Genomic DNA, 21,469 nt, shown 5'->3' with positions numbered 1-21,469 from the left:
TGGGCTTATTTTGTTGAAAAACTCGTCCTTGATTGAGTGCCCCTTAGCTGATTCAATTCCTTTATTGGTTGGAGGATTTGGCGATGATGGGACCGAAGCAGGAAGCACAGGCGGCGCTGTTTTATGAGTTTTCGCTGGAGGATCATGTCCTGCAAGACCATCTGCTTCGCTCGATTGATCGGTTCGCTGATCTGGATGACATTCGCCAATATCTGGCCGAGTTTTACAGCCACACAGGCCGTCCATCTATCGACCCGGAACTGCTGATCCGCATGTTGCTTGTAGGATATTGTTTCGGGATCAGGTCTGAACGCCGTCTGTGCGAAGAAGTACATCTGAACTTGGCATACCGCTGGTTCTGTCGCCTCGATTTGTCTGATCCTGTGCCCAACCACTCCACGTTCTCCAAGAACCGGCACGGACGGTTCCGGGAAAGCAAGCTCCTGCGGCATTTGTTCGAGAAGACCGTCGCCCGGTGCATCGCGGATGGCTTGGTGAGCTGCCAGCGCCTTGCGGCAGATGCCAGCTTGATCGAAGCTGACGCAAATAAACAGAACTCTACACCAAAGAAAGACTGGGATCACAGCACCATTGCCCCAGCTGATGCGCCGCGCGCTGTGAAAGAATATTTAGACGTCCTCGATGACGCGGCTTTTGGTGCAGCATCGAAAGTCGATCCCAAGTTCACGTCACATTCTGATCCCGCCAGTCAGTGGAGTAAGGAGGATCAGAAAACGATCTGGGAGATCGTTTTCCCGACGAACGCGCGCAAAGGGCCAGCATTCTTCAGTTATTCGACCAATTGCCTGATCGATACCGATCATAGCGTGATCGTAGACGTTGAAGGCACGCGGTCGATCCGACAGGCTGAAGTCGGGTCGGTGCGCACCATGTTGGATCGGATCAAAGATCTACATGACATCAATCCTGAGCGACTGATTGCAGACAGTGGCTATGGATCTGGGCCAATGCTTGGTTGGCTCGTTGATCGCAACATCAAACCCCACATTCCCGTGCTAGATAAATCTGGTCGCACAGGCGGCACTTGGTCTCGCGCTGACTTTGAATGGGATGCCGAAAACAACCACTACATCTGTCCAGGAGGTGAGCCGCACAAGCAATTCCGGCGCAACTATTCTGATCCAAATCGTAGGCCGACCGGCAAAGGCGTCGCCAAATACCAGGCACTAAAACATACCTGTCAGGCTTGCCCATCAAAGATGAAATGCTGTCCGAACGCCGATGCGCGTAAGATCACGCGTGAAGAACATGAAGGCGCCCGTCAGATCGCCCGCGATATCGCCAAAACCAAGCAGTATGTGGTCTCGATGCGGCTCAGAAAGAAGGTTGAGATGCTCTTCGCCCACCTCAAGCGCATTCTCGGGTTAGGCCGCCTCCGATTACGTGGGCCATGCGGTGCAAATGATGAATTCCTCCTCGCAGCCACCGCTCAAAATCTCCGTAAATTAGCCAAGATCTTTCCTGCACCGCAGCAAACGAGCAAAGCCTGATAGAAAAGGCGCTCGCGTCCAGTTCAAGGCGTCACTTTCTGCGCTCGCAACACATTGTTTTTCAACAGAATCGGCTCGAAGCTGCTATTCGCCGCACCAAATACGAAGGTCTGCTTTTAGTGTTTAACATACTGTATCTGAAACTTGGATTTACTTCGTACTCAGCACACGATCCATTGACTTGATCGCAATGGCGATTTTCTCTCCGCCAACGAGCGTGATCAGAAAATCAAATACATGTTTTGCGGGGCGTCTATCTGCGCTGATGTATTGGACCGCGGGCGGTTGGTCCCAAATGTGATGAATGTCGTTCCGCACAAGCATCAGGCACAGAAAGGCATATTCGAGTGCGCTTTCAAATTGCAGGATCCGGGGGTGTTTAAACCCTGGAAGCTTTGCGACCATGCTGCCGCGCAGGCTTGCCTTGGAACGTCGCGCAATGCGGCGGGTTGCGCGACTACCTTCTGGGTCGCGGTGAATACGTTTGGCCATTTTGTTTTGGAGCGCACCTCTTTCGGCTCCACGTGATCACGCGGATTGAGACAGGCGCTGTCTCCCCCTTGATAAAAAGTTGAGTGTATCCGCCCCGCCGAAACCACTCCGGCGGGTTGACTTTTCTTTTGTGTCGGGGGATGAATAAGGCGTCGGGTAGAAACGACACTTTATTCCGAGAGGCCTTCCTGTTGACGCAGGAAGGCCTTTCACTTTCCCAGACTAGTTGTGCTTAGTGTCCTCCTCGGTTGGTTTGCAGTCTGGAAACAAGTCCGTTCGTTCAGCGCCAATGACCGGCTGGAGATTATTATACGTGTGGGTTGGGCTTTTCTAGCTGTTGCGAGCAGCTTGTGGATGCCTTGCGTATCGACCTTGGCCAGCTCATCAAACGCGTCGATAACCAGAGGGCTGTTGTTGTGATCGCTGCCGACGTGTCTGAATACATTTGCGGTGACACAACTTACACCTAAGTTCTGCGCTAAGCTCTCCATAAGGCGCGTCCTGCCGCCTCCTGATTCCGCCAAAACGACTATATAGCGAGAAGCTGCAAGCAAGCCTGCCTCGCTGTACAACTTGTCACCGCCGGTTACGGGAAAGACAGCTGATACCGGCCGCAGGAAGATTGAAATTGATCACGAGAAAGTTCTCAGAGCTTATGAAAGCGCAGGAAGCTACGCGGGTGCGGCGCGCATGCTGCATGTTAATGAACGCACTTTCAAAAAACTCTATGAAAAAGCAATTCGCCGCAGCAAGCGTTGATTGCGATTGCGTGTGCTCAGGGAGGCAAAGAAATGCGTTTGAAGAAGCCAATAGTTGAAAATTTGATCAGACGAGCCGAAGACGACGCAGTAAAAAGTCAGACGCTTCCGCCATCTGAGCCATGCCTTTTGGAACGCATAGAATCCATTCAGCAGCGAGTTGAAGAAATGGGATTAATTGATCCAAATTTCGACATGAAGACATTCACAGATGACTTGTGGGATGGGTGAACCGGCCAAGGAGCCGCGCACCACCAATACGTCGAGCATTCAACCAGAAGTCGGTTCACATAACATTCGTTAACAGATGTTCCCTTTTTGTTGTAGCGAAGAATTTCAATCCTAGGGTGTAGGATTGCTCGCTCTAAGCAATTCATTGTTCCTCCTGAAATCAATCGACCCCTTCGATGAAGGTCTCAACAAAAATTTGAATCTTCTCGATGACGCGGTCGGCCACGCTGCGGCGCTCGCGCAGAGAAGGGCGTTTCTCCAGGATCCCTATAACGTCATCGCGTATCGGTGTCTTCCCAGTAAACTGGTACTGTTCCAAGAGCTTATCTAAGCCAGAGGCCTCAAGACCCTCGTCTTGGCTAAGTGCCTTAATAGCCTGGATGCGTTGGGCTTCCCAATAGTTGTCGAATTCTTCGCCTACGTCCGCGCTGGCGGGCAGGTTTGCGAAGTGCTCAGAGATAAAGCGCTCAATCAGTTCCTTCTTGCTGCGGAGCTGCGCCTCGGTGTCCAGGACATCCATGATGGTCTTACGGGTCTTGGCTTGGTCCTCAGGCCGTTTACCCTGCATCTCACGCAAGAGGTTGATGATATAGCTGACGTTGATCTTATCGCGGCTGATGAGCTCGACCTCAAAGTCAAGATCGTCCAAGATCGAAACCTTCTCCTTGGCTTTCTCGCTTCGGACTTTGTCGTAGAGATCTAGATACTTGCTTCGGAAGTCTGCGAAGGTCTGCTCATCCATCGGCAAGGCGGAAAAATCGAACTCTGTGAAACAGTCGAGAACGTTCTTCACGCGGATCAACTCGCGGAAGGCTTGAACAAATTCGGCCTCATCTTCTTCGGTCAGAAGGTCATCGACACTTTCCACGGTAGGAGTCAGTGCAAGGAGCCGTTCTGTTGCCTCCTCGAACTTCGCCACATAGTCCTCGAAAGGTGCGAGGATAGCCATGGGGTTCGATCCCGTAAAGTTTGCAGGTTTCGATTAGCGACGCGATGACCGCCCAGTTTTGCGCTCCGGCATCGTGACCCGCGAAGAGCGCGTTTTTTCGGTTGAGCGCAATTGGACGGATCGTCCGCTCAACGGCGTTGGAATCCAGTTCGATGCGCCCGTCGTCAAGGAACAGGATCAGCCCATCCCAGTATTTTGCGATATATTTCAGGGCCTCTCCGGTCGGCGATTTGGCCGAGACGCGTGCGCGGTTTTGGACGAGCCATAGCTCGAAAGCGTCGATGATGGGTTTTGAACGGCCCTGCCGTGCAGCGCGACGCAGGTCAGCAGGCAGGCCGCGCAGGTCTTTTTCGATGCGGTAGAGTGCCTGGATTTGGGCCAGATCCGCCCGGCGTTGCCTTCACCTATGCGCCGGGACGATCCGGCCTGCATGCGGACACTATTTTGCAAGGCTTCAGCGGCAACCTGCAGGTCGATGGCTATGCTGGTTACAACCGACTGCTCAAACGTCCGGCCCAGGATGTGACATTGGCCTATTGCTGGGCCAATTCGCGCCGCAAACTGCATGATGTCACCAAATCTGGCGCGGCACCAATCGCGCAGGAAGGTCATCACCGCCCCATGGCCTGTCGTCGCGGGCCAGCGCCCAGAAGTATCCGGTTTTGGTGCGTTTGCGCCCCGGTGCCAGAACCGGAGCGGGTGTTTCGTCCATGAAGAGCTTGGTGGAGCACTTCAGGTCGGCCATCAACGCGTCATAAACCGGGGTCAGCTCGAACGCTGATTTACCGACCCAGGCTGCCAGGGGCGAGCGATCAAGATCGATCCCCTAACGGCTGTAGATCTGGGCTTGTTGATAGAGCGGCAGATGATCGGCGTATTTGGACACAAGCACATGGGTCAGCGTTGCCTCGGTTGGCATACCGCCTGCAATGATGTGTACAGGTGCCGGGGCTTGGGTGATCCCGCTTTCACAGGATCGGCAGGCGTATTTATGTCGCCGGGTGACGATCACGCGGAACTGGGCCGGAATGATTTCCAGCCGTTCACTGACATCCTCTCCAATGACATGACGCTCGGCCCCGCAGGCGCAGGAAAGCTCAGGGTCGATGAACACCTCGACCCGATCCAGATGTTCAGGCAATGATCCGCGATTGGTCTGACGCGGCTTTGGTGGTCGCACGGGCGCGGTGCGTTCGTCCTCTTCAATCTCGGCCTCTACCTGGGCGATGGCAGTTTCGATATCCTCGAGTTCCAGCTCATATTGGGCCGGATCAATCTTCTCGGACTTGCTCCCGAAGAGGGCTTTCTTGAAGGAGGCTACCAGGGCCTCAAGCCGCGCATTCTGATCCTGTTGTGCACGGATGATCGCCTTCAGTTCGGCAATGTCATTGGGCAATCTGTCAGGTGAGGTCATGCCCGATGCCATAACAAAACAAAGGCAGAATGACCCGTGCAAAGGGCCCCGTGAGTCACTCCGCCGCAGCGGGAGCCGCCACCTCCAAAGGTCGCACACGCCGCCAATCCAGACCGGCAAAGAGCTCCTCAAACTGGGCCGGTTCCAGACGCATCACACCGTTCCTGATCGCAGGCCATTTGAAGCTGTTATCCTCAAGCCGCTTATAAGTCATCACCAGCCCGCTCCCGTCCCAATAGATCGATCTGCACGCTTGGCGCGGAACACATAAACGGACCCGTCAAAAGGCTTCTGATGCAGATGGCTCTGCACCAACGCAGTAAGGCCGTCATAGCCTTTACGAAAGTCCACCGGATCACTGGCCACAAAAATCCGGACCTTATGGGATGGTGAGATCACGTCGCCAAAGCCCGCACAATCTCGGCAATCCGCGCCCTAGGTGTCGCAGCATCAAGACGAACATTGACATCGCCCTTGATCAAATCAATCGTACCGGAAGATATGACCGGCGAAGGCTTGGCAACCGGCACAGACGCCTCAATCTCAACAGGCACAAAGTCCATGCCGTCCAAATTGGGCAAAACCAGTTTGCCCTGTCGCGCCATCCGCCGCCAATCAGATACCGTGCTGGGATCAACTCATACCGCTTGGCAACCGCGTTGACCGTCCCGCCCTCAATCAGCGTCTCCGCCACGATCCGCGCTTTCAGCTCCGGCGGCCAATCTCGCTTGCCATCAGACCATCGCGGCACCCTTGCCAGAATCTCGCTTGTAGCTCCCATCGAGAAACTCCCCAAATCAAAGAAGTCTCAGAATCGCAGATCAAGCGTCAGCGCAAAAGTGTGGGGTCGGCGCACCGCTTACCCAAAAACCTGGAAACTATATTGATGCCGTGCTTTTCCGGAATGTCACAAGAGGATACTGACGCTTTCCGCCAAGGAGGCGTTGATGCCTATGGCAATTCACCCGAACGGATGAAGAGCGATGGTACTACACCCTGTCGGTGCTGTTTGAAGCTCATTGAAGCCGGTTCCGTCAGGCTGGTGTTGGCATATCTCCCTTTCGGGGAGCTTCAGCGTGACGCTGAGACTGGGCCGATTTTTCTTTGCGGAAATGATTGCGAAGCCGTTGTTTCATCGTAAACCGGTGCGGCGAAACGGTCGTTATTGTTGCGGGTAGCGCCATGACCGAACTCGTTGAATATTCATGTGTCACAAACCCTTGGCAAAACCGTTTTTGGTTTTGTAACGTTTTTGGCCTTCCCTCTGATAGCGGACACTCGCGCACACTGCAGCATCGGTTACTATGGGCTCAGAGTGAGATTTTGCCGCGTGCGGCATGAATGGCTGCTGTCGGCACCGCGTCACAATTGAGTAGACCCACAGGATACATGCGAATGTGACAAACTGTACTGTCTCAAATGGGTGGATTTCCCCCTAATGTGACACTCTTCATGCCTCGCAGACCCAAAAGTTACACCTCATAGCCGTTTGTTTGCGTTATGTTCTTCGTAACGCCCATATACGCAGCTTCGGGGCGGTTGGGCCGACTTGGAATATCACGCTTGCCGCGGATCACATCGGTCGCCGCCAGCAACAGCTCAGCCACACTGGCTCCCGCGATGTCTAATGCTGCCAGCATTCGCGGGGCATAGAGCTTGAAGCGGTGATAGCCCTGCTCGACATAGGCCAGTGCATCCGCCTTGACGGTCTTACCAGGTACTTCCGCTGTTGTGACGAGATGTTCCAAACCCCCCCAACCACAGGACGCATCCACGGCACCGGCGACAGCCGCGTCATCGCCTTTTGCAAGCAGTAAGGTCGTGCCCAAAGTCCCTAACCCGGCCAAAGTCACGGCGATCTCTGATTGCGCCTCAGCAACACGGGTATCGCAAATCTTCTTTGCTTCCCGCCAGATCGACCCCACAATACGGTCGTGCGTTTCGACAACAGTATCTGCAATAGTAGCCGACCACTCCACGACGCAGGAGGCGAGGATGGCCAAACGGCGATCACTGGTGATGTCCCGAAGCCCATCCGTAAAATATCTTTCGCCTTGGCGGCGCAATTGCGCGATCCGGTGAGCAGGAACGTCATCCAAGATTGCTGGAGGCAACGCGATCCGTTGCAGAAATTCCAATCGGTCGAGTTGGCGATTGATGTCGGCAGAGTTCTTACCCACCTCGAACTGCCGCAACCAGATGAACCTGCTGACCCGACCATCCACCTCTTCTGCCAGCAAGCTATCGAGCTGGGCGCGCATTTTTGCGCCGAGACGAGCCGCAATGCGTGCCTCTACCTTGCGTTCGGCTGCAACCAACGCATCAGCACAGTGACGCTCCACGACCGAAATACCCGGCAGAATGATTTGCCGCCTGCGGCATTCTTCCACGAACCCGCGAACCAAAGCCTCGCTGGGTTGCGCTGTTTCAGCATTCTCATCCAACCATTTCCGCATTTTCTTGGCACGCTTGCCGGAGAACATCTTGTACCCATACCTCTTGCGTAGAGCTTCCAGATGTTCCCGGCGGGTCTTCTCTCGAGCGGCATATGGCAGGAGATCATCCGGCTTCAATCCGAGTTGTGCGGCCACAAATCGGGAAACCGGCTCCGGGATCACCTCTCCTGCTTTGAGTAACCGATCTGGATACCGGAAGGCACAAAGTTGAAGGGCATTTTCCGTGCGCCGCCGCGTGCGGATGTTCTCAATGTCTTCATCATTCAGGGTGTAATGCCGGAGCAACGCCATCTCATCTGTAGGAAGATCAAAAAGCGCCGCGCGTTGTCGCGCGGTCAGAACCGCTCGGTGTGCCATCGGATTGTTCTTTCTTTATGGGGTGGAGTCTCTGAAAGTAGACATATTGATACCATCCGCTTGCCATGTCCTTTTCAATGTCTCAATATGACTGTCTCACAAATCCTTTACTTATATGAGACCCCATGGCCAAATTCGGATATGCCCGTGTCAGTTCAGTCGGACAATCTTTGGACGTGCAACGTGAAAAGCTGCGTGACTGTGACAAGATGTTCGAGGAAAAGCGTAGCGGCACCACCGATGCCCGCCCTCAGCTAAAACAGTGCCTCAACTATGTCCGCGAAGGCGACCAACTGATCGTAACCCGTATCGACAGGCTAGCTCGATCCACGTTGCATCTCTGCCAGATTGCCGAGACCCTTCGCAATAAAGGCGTCGATCTTGTCGTCCTTGATCAGAACATCGACACATCCGATGGCACCGGACGGCTTTTGTTCAACATGCTCGGGGCCATCGGCCAATTTGAGACCGAGATCCGCGCCGAGCGGCAAATGGACGGGATCAAGAAGGCGAAGGATCGAGGTGTTCAGTTCGGAAAGCGTCCCGCGCTTACTAATGATCAGATCGTAGAACTGCGCGACAAACGCGCAAGTGGCACTCTGATCAAAGATCTCATGGCGGAATACAGCCTGTCTAAGGCTACCATCTACCGTTATCTCACCAAAAACGAAGGCTGAGCGCAAATCCAGAACCTCAATCCGGGCTTAACGCCCTATTCTGCACTCAGTCGGAGTCGGCCCCAAGTGTTTGGTGTTCCAGATGATGATGGCGGCGAGCAGGTTCAGACCAGCCATGCGGTAGTGTTGGCCTTCGGCGGTGCGGTTACGGATTTCGCCCTGGCGACCAACGCGCAGGGCGTTTTTCAAGGCGTGGTGCGCCTCCCCCTTGTTCAGGCCAATATTGGCACGTCGCTGCATATCGGCATCGAGCAGCCAGTCGATGATGAACAGCGCGCGCTCTATGCGCTCGATTTCTCGGAGCGCCAGGGCGAGTTCATGCTTGAGCCTCCCCCACTGAACTGGTCCGCCGCTATGTTTAGGAAACGGAGGACCAAGAATAGCAAACAAGCGACCGAAGCCGGAAGAGATAGTTTCGAATTTACGGCAAGTTGATGTGTATGGGGCATGTATGTGAAAGCTATTTGGTGCCCGAGCTGGGCGGGGTACTAGAGGCTCTGTGCATTGGCCATGCGCGGAACTCAAACGGAATACGACCTTGAACGCGATCTTTGCTTGGAGGCAAGCCAAACCGGTCTTTGTAAGCGCGGCTGAAGTGCACTTGGCTTGAAAATCCGCTCGCAAAGGCGATCTCAGACATGCTCAATTCGGTTTGAGTGACCAGACCACGCGCGCGATCAAGGCGGATATCGCGGTAGTAGAGCGCAGGTGTCTTGCGCACACATTGCGCAAAAAGCCGGTCAAGTTGACGATGCGACAATCCAACCTGACGGCAGACCTCTGCTATTGGCAATGGGGTCTCTAAATTCGCTTCCATCACATCGATTGCGGCGCGCACGCCTCTGTGAACAGAATTGCCCAATGGCTCTATATTGTCTGGGCACTGCCGTGTGCCATGACTGCGCATGGGAGGGGCAAAAACGTAACGGGCCGCGGCGTTGGCCAGGGCGCTGCCATGGGATTTCCGGATCATCTGCAGACCAAGATCTAGCGCCGCGGCGCCACCACAGCAGGTGACTCTGTTCCGGTCAATGACCCAGAGCGCTTCGCTCACGCCCGTGTTCGGAAAGAGTTCTTTGAATGCATCAATGTGTTCGTAATGGACAGTGGCCGTGTGGTTTTCAAGCAATCCGGATTGGGCGATAATAAAGGCACCGGTGTCCAGCCCTCCGATTACGGTCTGGCGTTTTGCGGCGTCCCTCAGACAGGACCGTATGGCCGACGTGACGTGGCGTTCTGGCTGCCAGCTGGACGAGACGAAAAGCAGATCTGTCTTTTTTAACTCGGCCTCTTCAAAAGCGGTGGTGCTTATCTCTACACCGTTGCTGGCGGTGATCGCTTGCCCCTTTTCCGATATGATCTGCCATCGGAAAAGGGTTGTGCCTTCGAGGTAATTCGAAGCACGGAAGGGATCGAGAAAAGACATCGTTGCAGTGAGATTGAAATACGGCACGACAATGATCCGTATTTCAGTTACTCTGTCTGGTTTGGTTTGGGTCAGCAGTGCAGCTCTCTGGGTTGGTTTGTCTCAACAGTATAGATATCGTGGCCAAAATAGTCAAACCAATGTCTGAAACCCTCATATGTTGAGGACTGTTCCCCCATAGCATCAAAGGAATGCAAATAAACAGGGAGACAAATAATGAAAAATAAACTGACTGCTGCCGCCTTTCTTGCCGTTGTTGGGACTGCGGGTGCGGCGCACGCGGACTGTGGTGATGTTTCAATCACGGAAATGGATTGGGCCTCTTCTGCGGTTGTCACATCTGTGGCCAATTTCCTCATGACAAACGGCTATGGATGCAACGTTCAAGTGGTGCCGTCTTCGACCACACCCGCGATGGTGTCGATCGCGGAAACGGGTGAGCCCGACATTCTGACGGAATTGTGGACCAATTCTTCGCCTGTTTATGGGGAGTTGGTTGCTGGTAAAAAGCTTGTTGAGTTGACCAATGTGCTGTCGGATGGCGGTGTTGAAGCCTGGTGGATTCCGGCCTATCTGGCAGAAGCGCACCCCGAGCTGACGACCATTGAAGGCATTCTGGCCAATCCAGAGCTGGTCGGGGGACAGTTCCATGACTGCCCCGCAGGTTGGGCCTGTGACGTAGTAAACACTAACAACCTGCGCGCACTGAATGCCGCAGGCAGCGGGCTTGAGCGGTTCCAGCACGGTTCTGGCGAAACGCTGGCGGCAGCCATTGCTGCGGCTTATGAAAGCAAAGAGCCGTGGTTCGGTTATTATTGGGCCCCGACATCGGTGCTGGGCCAGTATCCGATGGTACAGGTCGAAGTTGCCGATTTCAGCCAAGATCTGCACACTTGCAACGCCGATCCCGAATGCGCCACTCCGGCAGCATCTGCATATCCAACAGCCAAGGTTGTGACCGCTGTCGCACCTGGTTTGCTTGAGCGCGAGCCTGAGATTGTTGATTTCCTGAGCAATATGTCCTTCACCAACGCCCAGATGGGTGAGGTCCTGGCCTGGCAGGATTCGAATGGTGCATCCCATGAAGAAGCCGCTGTCTATTTTCTTCAAAACTATGGTGATGTTTGGAGCGCGTGGCTGAACGATGAAGCCCGGGGCAAGCTTTCGGCGCTGCTGCAGTAACCACCACCCAAGCTAACAACAACGCGCAGGCGGTTTTTGTCGGCGCGTTTACAACGACAAGCTAGGGGGAGCAAATGGCTAAATATGAGAAAGTGTTCGACACATTGGGTCTGAGGGACTGGTGTGATGAAGGGGCCGCGGATGCGCCCACATCAATGGCGCAGCTTTTGGCGCAGGCACAGGGCGGTGATGTTGCGAGTGCCGAAGGGGGTGGATTTCCTTTTCCATCCCTTGATGTTTTACATGATGCCTGTCCGGCGATTGGCCAAACGCGCGATCTGACAGCATCGTTTGAAACCGGGTTTCTTGCTATGCGGGGCAAGTTGAAACTGGTGCTTGATCCGATCACGCAGCCTCTCAGCTGGTTGCTTGACGGGGCGCTTATCGCTTTTCAGTCAACAGCGTGGTGGATCATGATTCCGGTCCTGCTTGCCGTGACCTGGTTTGCAAGCCGGTCGCGTGGGGTCACTGCTTTTGTTGCTTGTGTGTTGCTGTTCTTTGCCTTCATCGACCATTACGATGTCGCCATGCAAACCCTGGCAATCGTCTTTGTTTGTACCGGATTGTCAGTGGTTATCGGCGTTCCCATTGGGATTTGGATGTCACGTTCGGATCTGACGCAAAGACTGATTGTGCCAATCCTCGATCTGCTGCAGACGTTGCCAACCTTTGTCTATCTGATCCCGCTGATCTTCCTCTTTTCTGTAACCGAGTCAAAACTTTATGGGATCGCGATTATCCTTTACGCGATTGTTCCTGTCATCCGGCTTACGGATCTTGGTATTCGGCTTGTGGATCGGGATGTGATCGAGGCCGCGGATGCTTTTGGGATGACAAAAAAACAAAAGCTATGGCGCGTGCAGTTGCCACTTGCGTTGCCGAATATCATGGCCGGGATCAACCAGACCATCATGATGAGCCTTGCCATGGTTGTGATCGCGTCGCTCGTGTCTGCTCCGGGGCTTGGAGTGCTGGTGTTGCGTGGGATCCGAAACCTGGAATTGGGTGTGGGGATCGTTGCTGGCCTTGGGATCGTATTGCTGGCGGTCATTCTGGACCGCGTTTCCAAAGCCGCTTTGGGGCGGGTGGACAAACAAGGCAAGGCGTATTGATAGATGAAACACCCTAAAATCTCGATCAAGAACCTCTACAAGATCTTTGGCGCACGTGATCGCGCGTTGGTGGCTAAGGTCAAAGAGGGGCTTGGTAAACAAGAATTGCTTGAACAATATGGCCACGTGCTGGGTCTGCAAAATATCAATGTAGATATGCAGTCTGGCGAAATCACCGTGATCATGGGCCTGTCAGGATCGGGGAAATCCACTCTGATCCGACATCTCAACCGTCTGATCGAACCCAGTGCGGGTGAGGTTCTGGTTGATGGTCAGGATGTGCTGGGGCTTGGTCCTGCCGACTTGCGGACCATGCGGCAAAAGACCATGTCGATGGTCTTTCAGAAATTCGCCTTGCTGCCCCATAGGACTGTGTCACAAAACGCCGCCATGCCTTTGTCGGTTCTGGGGGAAGCCGAAGACATACAGGCCCGTGAAGCGGCCAAGTGGTTGGAACGGGTTGGTCTTGGTGGTTTTGGCGAACGCTATCCGGCCCAGCTGTCGGGGGGGATGCAACAACGCGTTGGCATCGCGCGTGCTCTGACTGCGGACACAGACATCATGCTGATGGATGAGGCGTTTTCGGCGCTTGATCCGTTGATACGGACGGACATGCAGGATCTGTTGCTTGAACTGCAACGCGAATTGCGGAAAACCATCGTGTTCATCACACATGATCTGGATGAGGCGCTGAAGCTTGCGGATCACCTTGTGATCCTGAAAGATGGTGCTGTTGTTCAGCAGGGGGATCCTCAGCATATCCTGCTGAATCCCGCTGATCCCTATATCGAGGACTTTGTCAGTGATATCAACCGCGCCCGCGTTTTACGTGTGCGCTCTATCACCAAGCCGCTGACAACCGAGAGTTTTGATGGGGACGTCACGGCGGAGAGCAATCTGGAAAGCCTGATTGCAAAATCAGGAGGTGATACGAACCACGTTTATCGTGTGGTGGATGCAGATGACGTGATCGGGCAACTGGATATGAAAGATCTGGTGCGCGCTCTGGTGCCGACAATTCGGCCAGATATGTAGTGATAGGTGAGGGCAGGGAGGCGTGACCCTCTCTGCACCCAGTTTCAGCTGGTATGGCCTGCAGAATTCAGCGCAGCACCTGTTTTAAATCAAGGGAAGGATCTGAAACCAAAGCGGGGTCGGGTGATTTTTCGCTTTCGATCAAGCGCTTGGCGACCATAAAGGCGCGGGGATCGTTGATGGCGTCGACTGCGAGCAATCGATCTTTTGCAAAATACCAAAAGGATATCACGCCCTCGCCACTGTCGCGGGTGACAATGCAATCATAGCCGGTTGAAAGGCCCATAATCTGCAATTTCGTGTCATACTGATCCGACCAGAACCATGGATTTGCCTGGTAAGACACCTTTTCCCCCGCGATAATACGAGCTGCGATTTCCCCTTGATCGATGGCATTGCCGACGCTTTCCAAACGGAGACGGGCTGTGCCATGCTGGAAAGATGCACAATCTCCGACCGCAAAAATGTCGGGATCAGAGGTTCTGCATTGGGCATCCACGCAAATGCCATTGTCGAGCTTTAGGCCGGCCGCTTTGGCCAGATCGTGATTGGGGCGGATCCCGATGCCGACAATCGCACAATCAGTTGTAATTTCGGATCCGTCCGCCATGATGGCTGAAGTCACTCGGCCCTTTTGGCCTTTCAAAGCCTTCAATCTTACGCCTTCCCGGATATCTACGCCCTTGGCTTTATGCAGGGATCGGAAATAACGCGCGGTTTCAGGAGAAGCGACGCGCTGAAGGATGCGATCAGCGGCTTCGACCAGAACCACCTTCATCCCTGCCTTTGTGGCTACGGCTGCGGCCTCTAGCCCGATATATCCACCGCCAATGACCAGCGCCGTTTTACCCGGTTGCACATCGGCGCGCATGGTATCTGTGTCTTTCAGTGTTCGGACATAGTGAACGCCCATAAGGTCACCACCCATGTCATCAGGTAGCGTTATGGGCTGGCTGCCCGTGGCCAGAACGAGTTTGTCATAGGGCAATGGAGGCTTTTCGGCGCGTATGATCTGTTTTTTAAACCGGTCGATCGAAAGGACCGGGTCTGACAGACACAGCTCGATATTCTCATCCGCATAAAAACTCTGAGGTCGAAAGAAAAGGCGTTCGAGTGCCATGTCTCCGGTCAGATATGCCTTGGACAAGGGAGGGCGCTGATAGGGTGGATGGTCTTCATCTCCAATCAGTGTGATCTGGCCTTTGAACCCAATCGATCGTAATTTGGCGCAGACCGAAAATCCAGCCTGCCCGGCGCCAACGACAACCACTTTGGTGGTCTCCGCGTGTATCTTGTCGCTCATTGGTCTTCTCCATCACGTGCAACATTCAGCCTTTCCTGTCGGCAAGGAACATCATGGCGGGCTGGACGTGTTTGTTTGAGTGCGCTTGCCCTTAACGGGTGGCGCGCAGGCTTGTGGTTGCCTTTTGCATGGCAAGGATCAGACTGTCGCGTTTGGCGGAAAGCTCTGATGGTGTTTGACCCTGAGAGGCATCGGCAACGCCCTTGATCAGCATCTGAGTCACTGTGTCATCAAGGTGCACAGTCCCCAGATCGTCCCACCAGCCGTTGAAGGTGTCTGTGAAATGATCGCAAAAGGCCTGAAGGCCACCGGCCCCGGCCCCAAGGTTGAACAGCATCGTTGGCCCCATTGCCGCCCATCTCAGGCCCGGCCCGGCCCAGACCGCCTTGTCAACGTCCTCAACAGTTGCCACGCCCTCAACCACGAGGCTGATCGCCTCGCGCCAAATTGCGGCTTGCAAACGGTTGGCGACATGACCGGGTTTTTCCTTGTTGACGCGAATGGTCACCTTTCCGATGGCGGTGTAAAACCGCTCGGCACCGGTGACGGCATCTTCGGCTGTGTGCGCGTTACCCATTACTTCGACCAGCGGGATCAAATGGGGTGGGTTGAAAGGATGACCCAGCACAAATCGCGATGGATTTTTCCAACCGCCCTGCATGTGGCTGAGCGTGAGGCCGGACGCCGAACTGGCAACAATCGCATCAGGCTTCAGGACGGGTTCGATCTCAGCGAATACCGCATGTTTGACCGCTACGCGCTCGGGCACGTTTTCCTGGACAAAATCTGCCCCTTCAACCGCTTCAGCCGCATTTGCATGAAAGCTGACGGCGTCGGGGTTGCCGTTTTTGGTCAGCCCAAGCTCTGTCAATGAGGGCCAGGCCATCTTGATATAGGCGCGCACTGCGTCTTCCGAGTTCGGTGCCGGATCATACATCGCAACCGACCGTCCCGATGCAAGAAACAACGCAGCCCAGCTGGCCCCGATCACTCCGCCACCCAGGCAGGCTGTCTTTTCAAATTCTATCATCAAAATAACCCCGGATTAAGCGGTGAGGCCGCAGTCATGCCGCCGTCAATTGTGAAGCATTCTCCTGAAACATAGGCCGCTTTGTCAGAGACCAGCCAGGACACCATGTTCGCAATATCCTGTGGCTCGCCGAACCGGCCCACAGGGTGCCGTGCCAAGGCGTCGGCCATGGCGCGTTCGGGATCATTGGCAAGGGCGAAACCATCTTCTGCCATCTCGGTCATGATCCAGCCGGGCCGGATCGCGTTGCAACGAACCTTGGGGCCGTGATCGACTGCGATAGACCGTGTCAGCCCGTGCACCCAGGATTTCGAGGCATTATAGAGCGCCATTGACGGGTCCGCGACCATGCCCGAAATCGAGCCGATGTTGATGATGTTGCCGCCGGTCTTCGCCATGGGTGTCAACACGGCGCGGCACATGTTGAACAGCCCCCGGCAATTGACATTCATCACCAGATCCCAATCGTCGTCGGTGCTGTCTGCAACGGTTTTTTCCACCTGTACGCCTGCATTGTTCACCAAAAGCGACACCGGACCAAATGCCGCCTGTGCGGCCTCGACCAGTTTTGTCGCATCGCTGTTCAGCGAAACATCTGCGGTGACCCAAAGAACATCGTCGCTGAGGTCTTGCGGGCGGTCCCCGCGTCCGCAGGTCACGACGCTATGGCCATCCTCCACAAGTTGATCGACGATGGCGCGTCCGATACCCCGGCTGCCACCGGTTACAATAGCTGTCTGTGTCACAGGTCTATCCATGTGCAATCATTACGTGTCGAACGGCTGTATAGGCATCAAGTGCAAAAACGCTCATGTCGCACCCTGTGCCAGAGGATTTCATCGCAGCCCATGGCATTTCCGGTGTCGCGATGCCATGTGTGTTCACCCAAGTGAACCCGTACCGCATTTTTGCCGACATCCGCATTGCGCGGCCTGTATTATTGGTCCAGACCGATGAGGCAAGACCGAACGGGCCGGTATTGGCAATTCTGAGCGCGTCTTCTTCATCCCGGAACCGTGAGATAGTGACAACCGGGCCGAAGATCTCGGTGCAAAATACCTCGGCGTCATGGAGAACGTTGGCGAGCACTGTGGGTTCGTAAAAGAAGCCCGGACCGTCGATCATGTTCCCTCCTGTGAGGACCTCACAGATGTCGCGCGCCCGGTCAACAAACCCTGCAACCGTGTTGCGCTGCGCGGCTGAAATAATCGGGCCCATCTCGGTGCCCTCGGCCTTTTGCGCGCCAACCTTGATCTGACCGACCTGGTTCAGGACGGCTGCGACAACTTTGTCATAGACTTCGTCTGCGACGAGCAACCGGCAGGGCTGTGCGCAGTCCTGACCAGCATTGAAGAACGACCCGTAGCGCACAGTTTCCGCAACTGCGTCGATATCGGCATCTTCAAAGACGATCACGGGAGCCTTGCCGCCCAGTTCCAGATGCACATGGCGGATCTGCCGAGAGGCTGCCTTCATCGCCTCGGCACCGGTTGCGTTGGACCCGGTGATCGAAATTGCCTCGGTGCGGGGATCATTGATCATTTGGTGGCCGATCTCACGGCCTGATCCATGCAGAACATTGACCACGCCTTTGGGTGTAACCTCTGCAATGAGTTCTGCGGCCCGCAAGGTTGACAGTGGGGTCAACTGGGAGGGTTTGAGCGTCACAGGACAGCCGGCCGCAAGTGGTGCTGCCAGTTTCCAGGCCGCCATCATCAAGGGATAATTCCATGGCGCAATTGCTGCGACAGGACCAACGGGATCCTTGCGGATCATGCTGGTATGCCCGGCCACGTATTCTCCGGCGCTCACCCCTGTCATGGTACGTGCGGCACCTGCGAAAAAGCGGAATGTGTCCAATGTCAGCGGGGTTTCATCATTTAGCGCCGATGGCCAGGGTTTGCCTGCGTCCAGGCTTTCGAGTTCGGCAAGCTCTTCGATGTTTTCTTCAAGCATATTGGCAATGTTGGTCAAAAGCTCGGAGCGTTCTGCCGGGCTGGTCTGACCAAAGGTCTCAAATGCCTCGTGAGCGGCGGCGGCGGCGGCATCTGCCTGTTCGGAAGTGGCGGCCTTGATGGTGCAGATTTCTTCTCCGGTCGCCGGGTTCAAGACGGAAATGGGCTGGCCCTGACCTTCTACCAGTTCGCCGTTGATAAGCAGTTTTGTTTGCATGGTTTCCTCCCTAAAACGCGACTTGGTCGCCACCCTTTAGGCCAAGACGCTCGCGTGCTTGTGCGGGTGTTGCGACTGTCAGGCCGAGGTTTTCGATGATGCTGCGGATCTTGCGAACCTGCTGCGCGCTGGACATCGCCTTTTCGCCAGGGCCGATATAAAGACTGTCTTCGAGCCCGACCCGCACGTTGCCGCCCAAGAGGGCGCTTTGCGTGGTAAAGGGAATCTGATGACGACCCGCCGCTAAAACGGACCACTCATAATTGTCGCCAAAGAGCTTGTCGGCGATCGTGTGCATGTGCATCAGGTTGTCCAGATCGGCACCTACGCCACCCAGAATACCAAACACCATCTGGACAAAGATCGGCCCTTTGACCCACCCCTGATCGATCATCCAAGCCAGATTATAGAGATGACCCAGATCATAGCATTCGAATTCGAACCGTGTACCGTGACCTTCCCCCAGTTCTTTCAGGCAATACTCGATATCCGCAAAGGTATTTCGAAAGATGAAATCCCGCGTCATGTCCAGGAATTCGGGTTCCCATGCGTGTTTCCAGTTCGCGTATTTGTCTTTCATCGGAAAGATGCCGAAATTCATTGACCCGATGTTCATGCTGGCCATTTCGGGACTGGCCTTGACGGCGGCGCGCAGGCGTTCCTCGCGCGACATCCCAAGGCCCCCTCCGGTTGAAACGTTCATGACCGCATCCGTGGCCTGTTTGATCCGTGGCAGGAAGTCCATGAACAGGTCGGGGTTGGGATCAGGCTTGCCTGTTTCGGGGTCGCGCGCATGCAGATGGATGATCGAGGCGCCCGCCTCGGCGGCCTCGATACTGGCGCTGGCAATTTCACTTGGCGTGATCGGCAGGTGTTCAGACATGGTGGGTGTGTGGATCCCACCTGTGGGTGCGCAGGTAATAATGACAGGTTTTTGCTTGGCCATAGCCGCCCCCTTACAGTTTCATTTGCTGGACCTGGGCTGATAGCCCGCCATCCAGCACCCAGAGTTGACCGGAGGCATAGCGTGCCTCGTCCGATGCCAGCCAGTTTACCAGATTGGCGATGTCATCTGGCGTGCCATAGGTGCGCATCGGATGCACGTCGCGCACCGCCTGCTGAAGCTGGTCGATGGTTTTTCCACCACCGCCGGACCCGTCACCGGTAAAGAAGCTTTGCAGCATCGGTGTGTCAATGTAGCCAGGGCAAATCGCGTTGACGCGGATGCCTTCGGGGCCGTGATCGCACGCCATGGCACGGGTCAGCGCATGGACTGCACCTTTGGTTGCGCAATAGGCGGCCAAGCCGGGATCGGCGATGAATCCGTCATAAGAACCGAAGTTGATGATGCTGGCGCTGGTGCCTTCCTGCGCGGCTTTACGCATCAACGAAAGCGCATATTTCGAGGTCAGGAACGTGCCGGTGCAATTCACCGCAAACGACTGGTTCCATTCATCAAGCGTAGTATCCTCAATCGTTTTCTCGATCTCGATCCCGGCAGCATTGACCAGAATGTCGAGCTTGCCACATTCGTCCTGTACCTTGGACATGGCGGCCTGAACCACCGCTTCATCCGCTACGTTCATCTGCACAAAGCGGCTACCGTCATCGTCATGCGCGGGAAGTGAGCCCCGTTCTGTTAGATCAGCAGCATAGACTGTTGCGCCTTCGCGTAGGAAACGGGCCACGATGGCGCGGCCGATCCCGCCGCGGCCTCCGGTTACCAGTGCGACTTTTCCATTTAGGTTCATTTACGTTTCCTCTTGGAGCGGTGGGAAGCGGTAGCGCGACGCGGCGACCGTCCAATCCATGTGATTGCGTACATATTGTTGTGAGGCGTCTGATGGCGGGTTGTAATCCCAGTGTTCGCCAGCGCCGGCTTCCATGGCCGCATGCAATTTGCGCCGCGACTTCTGGGTTGCGATGATCGCAGTGCGCATCTGCTCTCCATCCCACCGCTGTTCAATCTCTTCGGCAAAAGCCTTAGCCGCGTCAGCATACACCGGTAGATTCACGACATTCTTCGTCTCAAGCGGGTCTTTCGCCAAATCGTAAAGCTGTGCCGGATCGGCGTCGCAGTGAATGTATTTCAATGCACCGCGACGGATCATGATAACCGGATACGGTGTCATTTCAGCACAGTATTCGCCGATTGCCTCGTCAACCGGATCGGCTTCGCCACGCGCAAGCGGCATGAGAGACCGGCCATCGACAGGTTCCCCCAGCATGGTTGCATCTCCGCCACCGATTTCGATGACAGTGGGCAGAATGTCGATCAGGGAACAGGCATTGGGAGCTACGCCTTGTACCACGTCAGGGCCAGCCATGATCAGCGGAACACGGGCCGAATGTTCGAACAGGTTCATCTTGTACCACAGACCCCGTTCTCCCAGCATGTCGCCATGGTCGGCTGTGATCATTACAATCGTGTTGTCCAGTTCGCCTATCTCTTCCAGCGTTTTGACTATCTCGCCAACCTTGCTGTCGAAATAGCTGACATTGGCAAGATAGGCGCGACGGGCGCGGCGCACCTCTTCCTCGGTCAGCGGCACATAGCTGGCCTCGATCCCGTCCATCACCCGGCGAGAGAAAGGATCTTGTTCATCGGGTGACAGCACGAATTCAGGCAAGCTGATGTCATCATCAGAATAAAGGTCCCAGAACTCGGGCTTGGCCACATAAGGGTCATGTGGGTGAATAAAGCTGGCCACAAGGGCGAAGGGGGCGTCTTCACCTGCGGCCTGGGCGCGGCCTCGGTCGATCAGCCACCGGCGCGCGGCAAAGCCCACCTCGTCATCGTAATCGGTCTGGAATGTGGCCACGGCCACACCGCTTTCCTTGACCGTTTGCATGTTGTGGTACCACTTGTCGATGCGTTCATCTGGAGCTTCCCAATCCGGGGTCCAGGCGAAATCGGAGGGGTAGATATCTGTGGTCACGCGGTCCTGAAACCCGTGTTTTTGGTCAGGACCCACAAAGTGCATCTTGCCCGAAAGGCAGGTGTGGTAACCCAAGGCCTTGAGGTAATGGGCGAAGGTCGGCACCGTGGCCTTGAACTCGGAAGCGTTGTCATAAGCGGCGATGCGGCTGATCAGTTGCCCCGACATAAAGGCAAACCGCGATGGCGCGCAAAGTGGTGAGTTGCAATAGGCGGCATCAAACCGCATCCCGCGCGCCGCCAGCGCGTCGATATGCGGTGTCTTGGCCACCTTGTGACCATATGCTCCGGTCCAATGCGGGGCCAGCTGGTCGGCCATGATTATGACGATATTTGGTGTTTTTGGCATGTTTATCTCCACTGGAAAAATCAAAGCTGGATTGGCCCCCAAGAGGTGGGGGCTCAAACTGCATTGGCTTTACACTC

General features: G+C 55.2%; 17 protein-coding genes and 6 pseudogenes. 7 read left to right on the top strand and 16 right to left on the bottom strand.

What is annotated here, in order from left to right; translation table 11 throughout:
* Window positions 1-83: 83 nt before the first annotated feature.
* Window positions 84-1,511: a transposase gene (locus BLP79_RS17610; RefSeq protein WP_090221007.1), complete on the top strand. Its 1,428-nt coding sequence runs from the start codon at window positions 84-86 to the stop codon at window positions 1,509-1,511.
* Between the two features lie 150 nt (window positions 1,512-1,661).
* On the opposite strand, the gene BLP79_RS17605 is transcribed toward BLP79_RS17610, so the two are convergent.
* The 3 genes and pseudogenes from BLP79_RS17605 to BLP79_RS17580 form a co-directional block, all read right to left on the bottom strand.
* Complete coding sequence (locus tag BLP79_RS17605; protein ID WP_090221006.1) at window positions 1,662-2,003, bottom strand: hypothetical protein; 342 nt, start codon at window positions 2,001-2,003, stop codon at window positions 1,662-1,664.
* Between the two features lie 1,149 nt (window positions 2,004-3,152).
* Window positions 3,153-3,941, bottom strand: a complete 789-nt coding sequence (locus BLP79_RS17585) for a type I restriction endonuclease subunit R, EcoR124 family (RefSeq protein ID WP_090221002.1) — start codon at window positions 3,939-3,941, stop codon at window positions 3,153-3,155.
* Window positions 3,934-4,326: pseudogene (locus BLP79_RS17580) on the bottom strand (IS66 family transposase); the annotation flags it as partial. The gene BLP79_RS17585 and the pseudogene BLP79_RS17580, both read right to left, overlap by 8 nt.
* Here BLP79_RS17580 and BLP79_RS17575 point away from each other — a divergent pair.
* Window positions 4,257-4,559: pseudogene (locus BLP79_RS17575) on the top strand (IS66 family transposase); the annotation flags it as partial. The pseudogenes BLP79_RS17580 and BLP79_RS17575 sit on opposite strands and share 70 nt — an antisense overlap.
* Here BLP79_RS17575 and tnpC read toward each other — a convergent pair.
* From tnpC to BLP79_RS17560, 3 genes and pseudogenes are all read right to left on the bottom strand, one after another.
* Window positions 4,513-5,355, bottom strand: a pseudogene (tnpC, locus tag BLP79_RS17570) (IS66 family transposase). The pseudogenes BLP79_RS17575 and tnpC sit on opposite strands and share 47 nt — an antisense overlap.
* A gap of 55 nt (window positions 5,356-5,410) precedes the next feature.
* A pseudogene (tnpB, locus tag BLP79_RS20065) lies at window positions 5,411-5,706 on the bottom strand (IS66 family insertion sequence element accessory protein TnpB).
* Between the two features lie 44 nt (window positions 5,707-5,750).
* Entirely contained in the window at window positions 5,751-5,960 is a 210-nt protein-coding gene (locus tag BLP79_RS17560; RefSeq protein WP_232716551.1) for a hypothetical protein, read from the bottom strand.
* Between the two features lie 281 nt (window positions 5,961-6,241).
* On the opposite strand from BLP79_RS17560, the gene BLP79_RS20300 reads away from it, so the two are divergent.
* A complete protein-coding gene (locus tag BLP79_RS20300; RefSeq protein WP_139163233.1) occupies window positions 6,242-6,496 on the top strand; it encodes a DUF1203 domain-containing protein in 255 nt (84 codons plus the stop codon).
* 400 nt (window positions 6,497-6,896) lie between these two features.
* Here the strand turns inward: BLP79_RS20300 and BLP79_RS17555 are convergent.
* Window positions 6,897-8,168 (bottom strand): annotated as a pseudogene (locus tag BLP79_RS17555) (DUF4158 domain-containing protein); the annotation flags it as partial.
* 125 nt (window positions 8,169-8,293) lie between these two features.
* Here BLP79_RS17555 and BLP79_RS17550 point away from each other — a divergent pair.
* Window positions 8,294-8,845 carry a recombinase family protein gene (locus tag BLP79_RS17550; protein WP_090221000.1) on the top strand — a complete coding sequence of 184 codons (552 nt, stop codon included), beginning with the start codon at window positions 8,294-8,296 and terminating at the stop codon, window positions 8,843-8,845.
* A gap of 60 nt (window positions 8,846-8,905) precedes the next feature.
* Here BLP79_RS17550 and BLP79_RS17545 read toward each other — a convergent pair.
* Both BLP79_RS17545 and BLP79_RS17540 read right to left on the bottom strand, forming a co-directional pair.
* Window positions 8,906-9,169, bottom strand: a pseudogene (locus BLP79_RS17545) (Tn3 family transposase); the annotation flags it as partial.
* Window positions 9,170-9,305: 136 nt separating this feature from the next.
* Window positions 9,306-10,298 (bottom strand): GlxA family transcriptional regulator, encoded by a 993-nt coding sequence (locus BLP79_RS17540; RefSeq protein ID WP_232716531.1) that lies wholly within the window; start codon window positions 10,296-10,298, stop codon window positions 9,306-9,308.
* Window positions 10,299-10,487: 189 nt separating this feature from the next.
* Here BLP79_RS17540 and BLP79_RS17535 point away from each other — a divergent pair, with 189 nt between their 5' ends.
* The 3 genes from BLP79_RS17535 to BLP79_RS17525 all read left to right on the top strand — a co-directional run bounded on the left by BLP79_RS17535 (window position 10,488) and on the right by BLP79_RS17525 (window position 13,600).
* Window positions 10,488-11,453: a glycine betaine ABC transporter substrate-binding protein gene (locus BLP79_RS17535; RefSeq protein ID WP_090220999.1), complete on the top strand. Its 966-nt coding sequence runs from the start codon at window positions 10,488-10,490 to the stop codon at window positions 11,451-11,453.
* A gap of 74 nt (window positions 11,454-11,527) precedes the next feature.
* Window positions 11,528-12,565 (top strand): ABC transporter permease, encoded by a 1,038-nt coding sequence (locus tag BLP79_RS17530; protein ID WP_090220998.1) that lies wholly within the window; start codon window positions 11,528-11,530, stop codon window positions 12,563-12,565.
* Between the two features lie 3 nt (window positions 12,566-12,568).
* A complete protein-coding gene (locus BLP79_RS17525; protein ID WP_090220997.1) occupies window positions 12,569-13,600 on the top strand; it encodes a quaternary amine ABC transporter ATP-binding protein in 1,032 nt (343 codons plus the stop codon).
* A gap of 67 nt (window positions 13,601-13,667) precedes the next feature.
* On the opposite strand, the gene BLP79_RS17520 is transcribed toward BLP79_RS17525, so the two are convergent.
* The 7 genes from BLP79_RS17520 to betC form a co-directional block, all read right to left on the bottom strand.
* Window positions 13,668-14,903: an NAD(P)/FAD-dependent oxidoreductase gene (locus BLP79_RS17520; RefSeq protein WP_090220996.1), complete on the bottom strand. Its 1,236-nt coding sequence runs from the start codon at window positions 14,901-14,903 to the stop codon at window positions 13,668-13,670.
* 91 nt (window positions 14,904-14,994) lie between these two features.
* Window positions 14,995-15,933 carry a 3-hydroxyacyl-CoA dehydrogenase NAD-binding domain-containing protein gene (locus tag BLP79_RS17515; RefSeq protein WP_090220995.1) on the bottom strand — a complete coding sequence of 313 codons (939 nt, stop codon included), beginning with the start codon at window positions 15,931-15,933 and terminating at the stop codon, window positions 14,995-14,997.
* Window positions 15,933-16,679, bottom strand: coding sequence for an SDR family NAD(P)-dependent oxidoreductase (locus BLP79_RS17510; protein WP_232716529.1), 747 nt, complete (start codon window positions 16,677-16,679; stop codon window positions 15,933-15,935). The genes BLP79_RS17515 and BLP79_RS17510 overlap by 1 nt, the downstream gene beginning before the upstream one ends.
* 4 nt (window positions 16,680-16,683) lie before the next feature.
* On the bottom strand, window positions 16,684-18,105 hold the full coding sequence (locus BLP79_RS17505; RefSeq protein ID WP_090220993.1) for an aminobutyraldehyde dehydrogenase: 1,422 nt from the start codon (window positions 18,103-18,105) through the stop codon (window positions 16,684-16,686).
* Between the two features lie 10 nt (window positions 18,106-18,115).
* Window positions 18,116-19,051, bottom strand: coding sequence for a 3,5-dioxohexanoate:acetyl-CoA acetone transferase (gene kce, locus BLP79_RS17500; RefSeq protein WP_090220992.1), 936 nt, complete (start codon window positions 19,049-19,051; stop codon window positions 18,116-18,118).
* 10 nt (window positions 19,052-19,061) lie between these two features.
* Window positions 19,062-19,856, bottom strand: coding sequence for an SDR family NAD(P)-dependent oxidoreductase (locus BLP79_RS17495; RefSeq protein WP_090220991.1), 795 nt, complete (start codon window positions 19,854-19,856; stop codon window positions 19,062-19,064).
* Window positions 19,857-21,392 (bottom strand): choline-sulfatase, encoded by a 1,536-nt coding sequence (gene betC, locus BLP79_RS17490; RefSeq protein WP_090220990.1) that lies wholly within the window; start codon window positions 21,390-21,392, stop codon window positions 19,857-19,859.
* Window positions 21,393-21,469: the final 77 nt, after the last annotated feature.

This window comes from Epibacterium ulvae (assembly GCF_900102795.1).
Taxonomy (GTDB): Bacteria; Pseudomonadota; Alphaproteobacteria; order Rhodobacterales; family Rhodobacteraceae; genus Epibacterium; species Epibacterium ulvae.
Note: the sequence above shows the minus strand (reverse complement) of the source record. Positions and strands in the feature narration are given on the sequence as shown.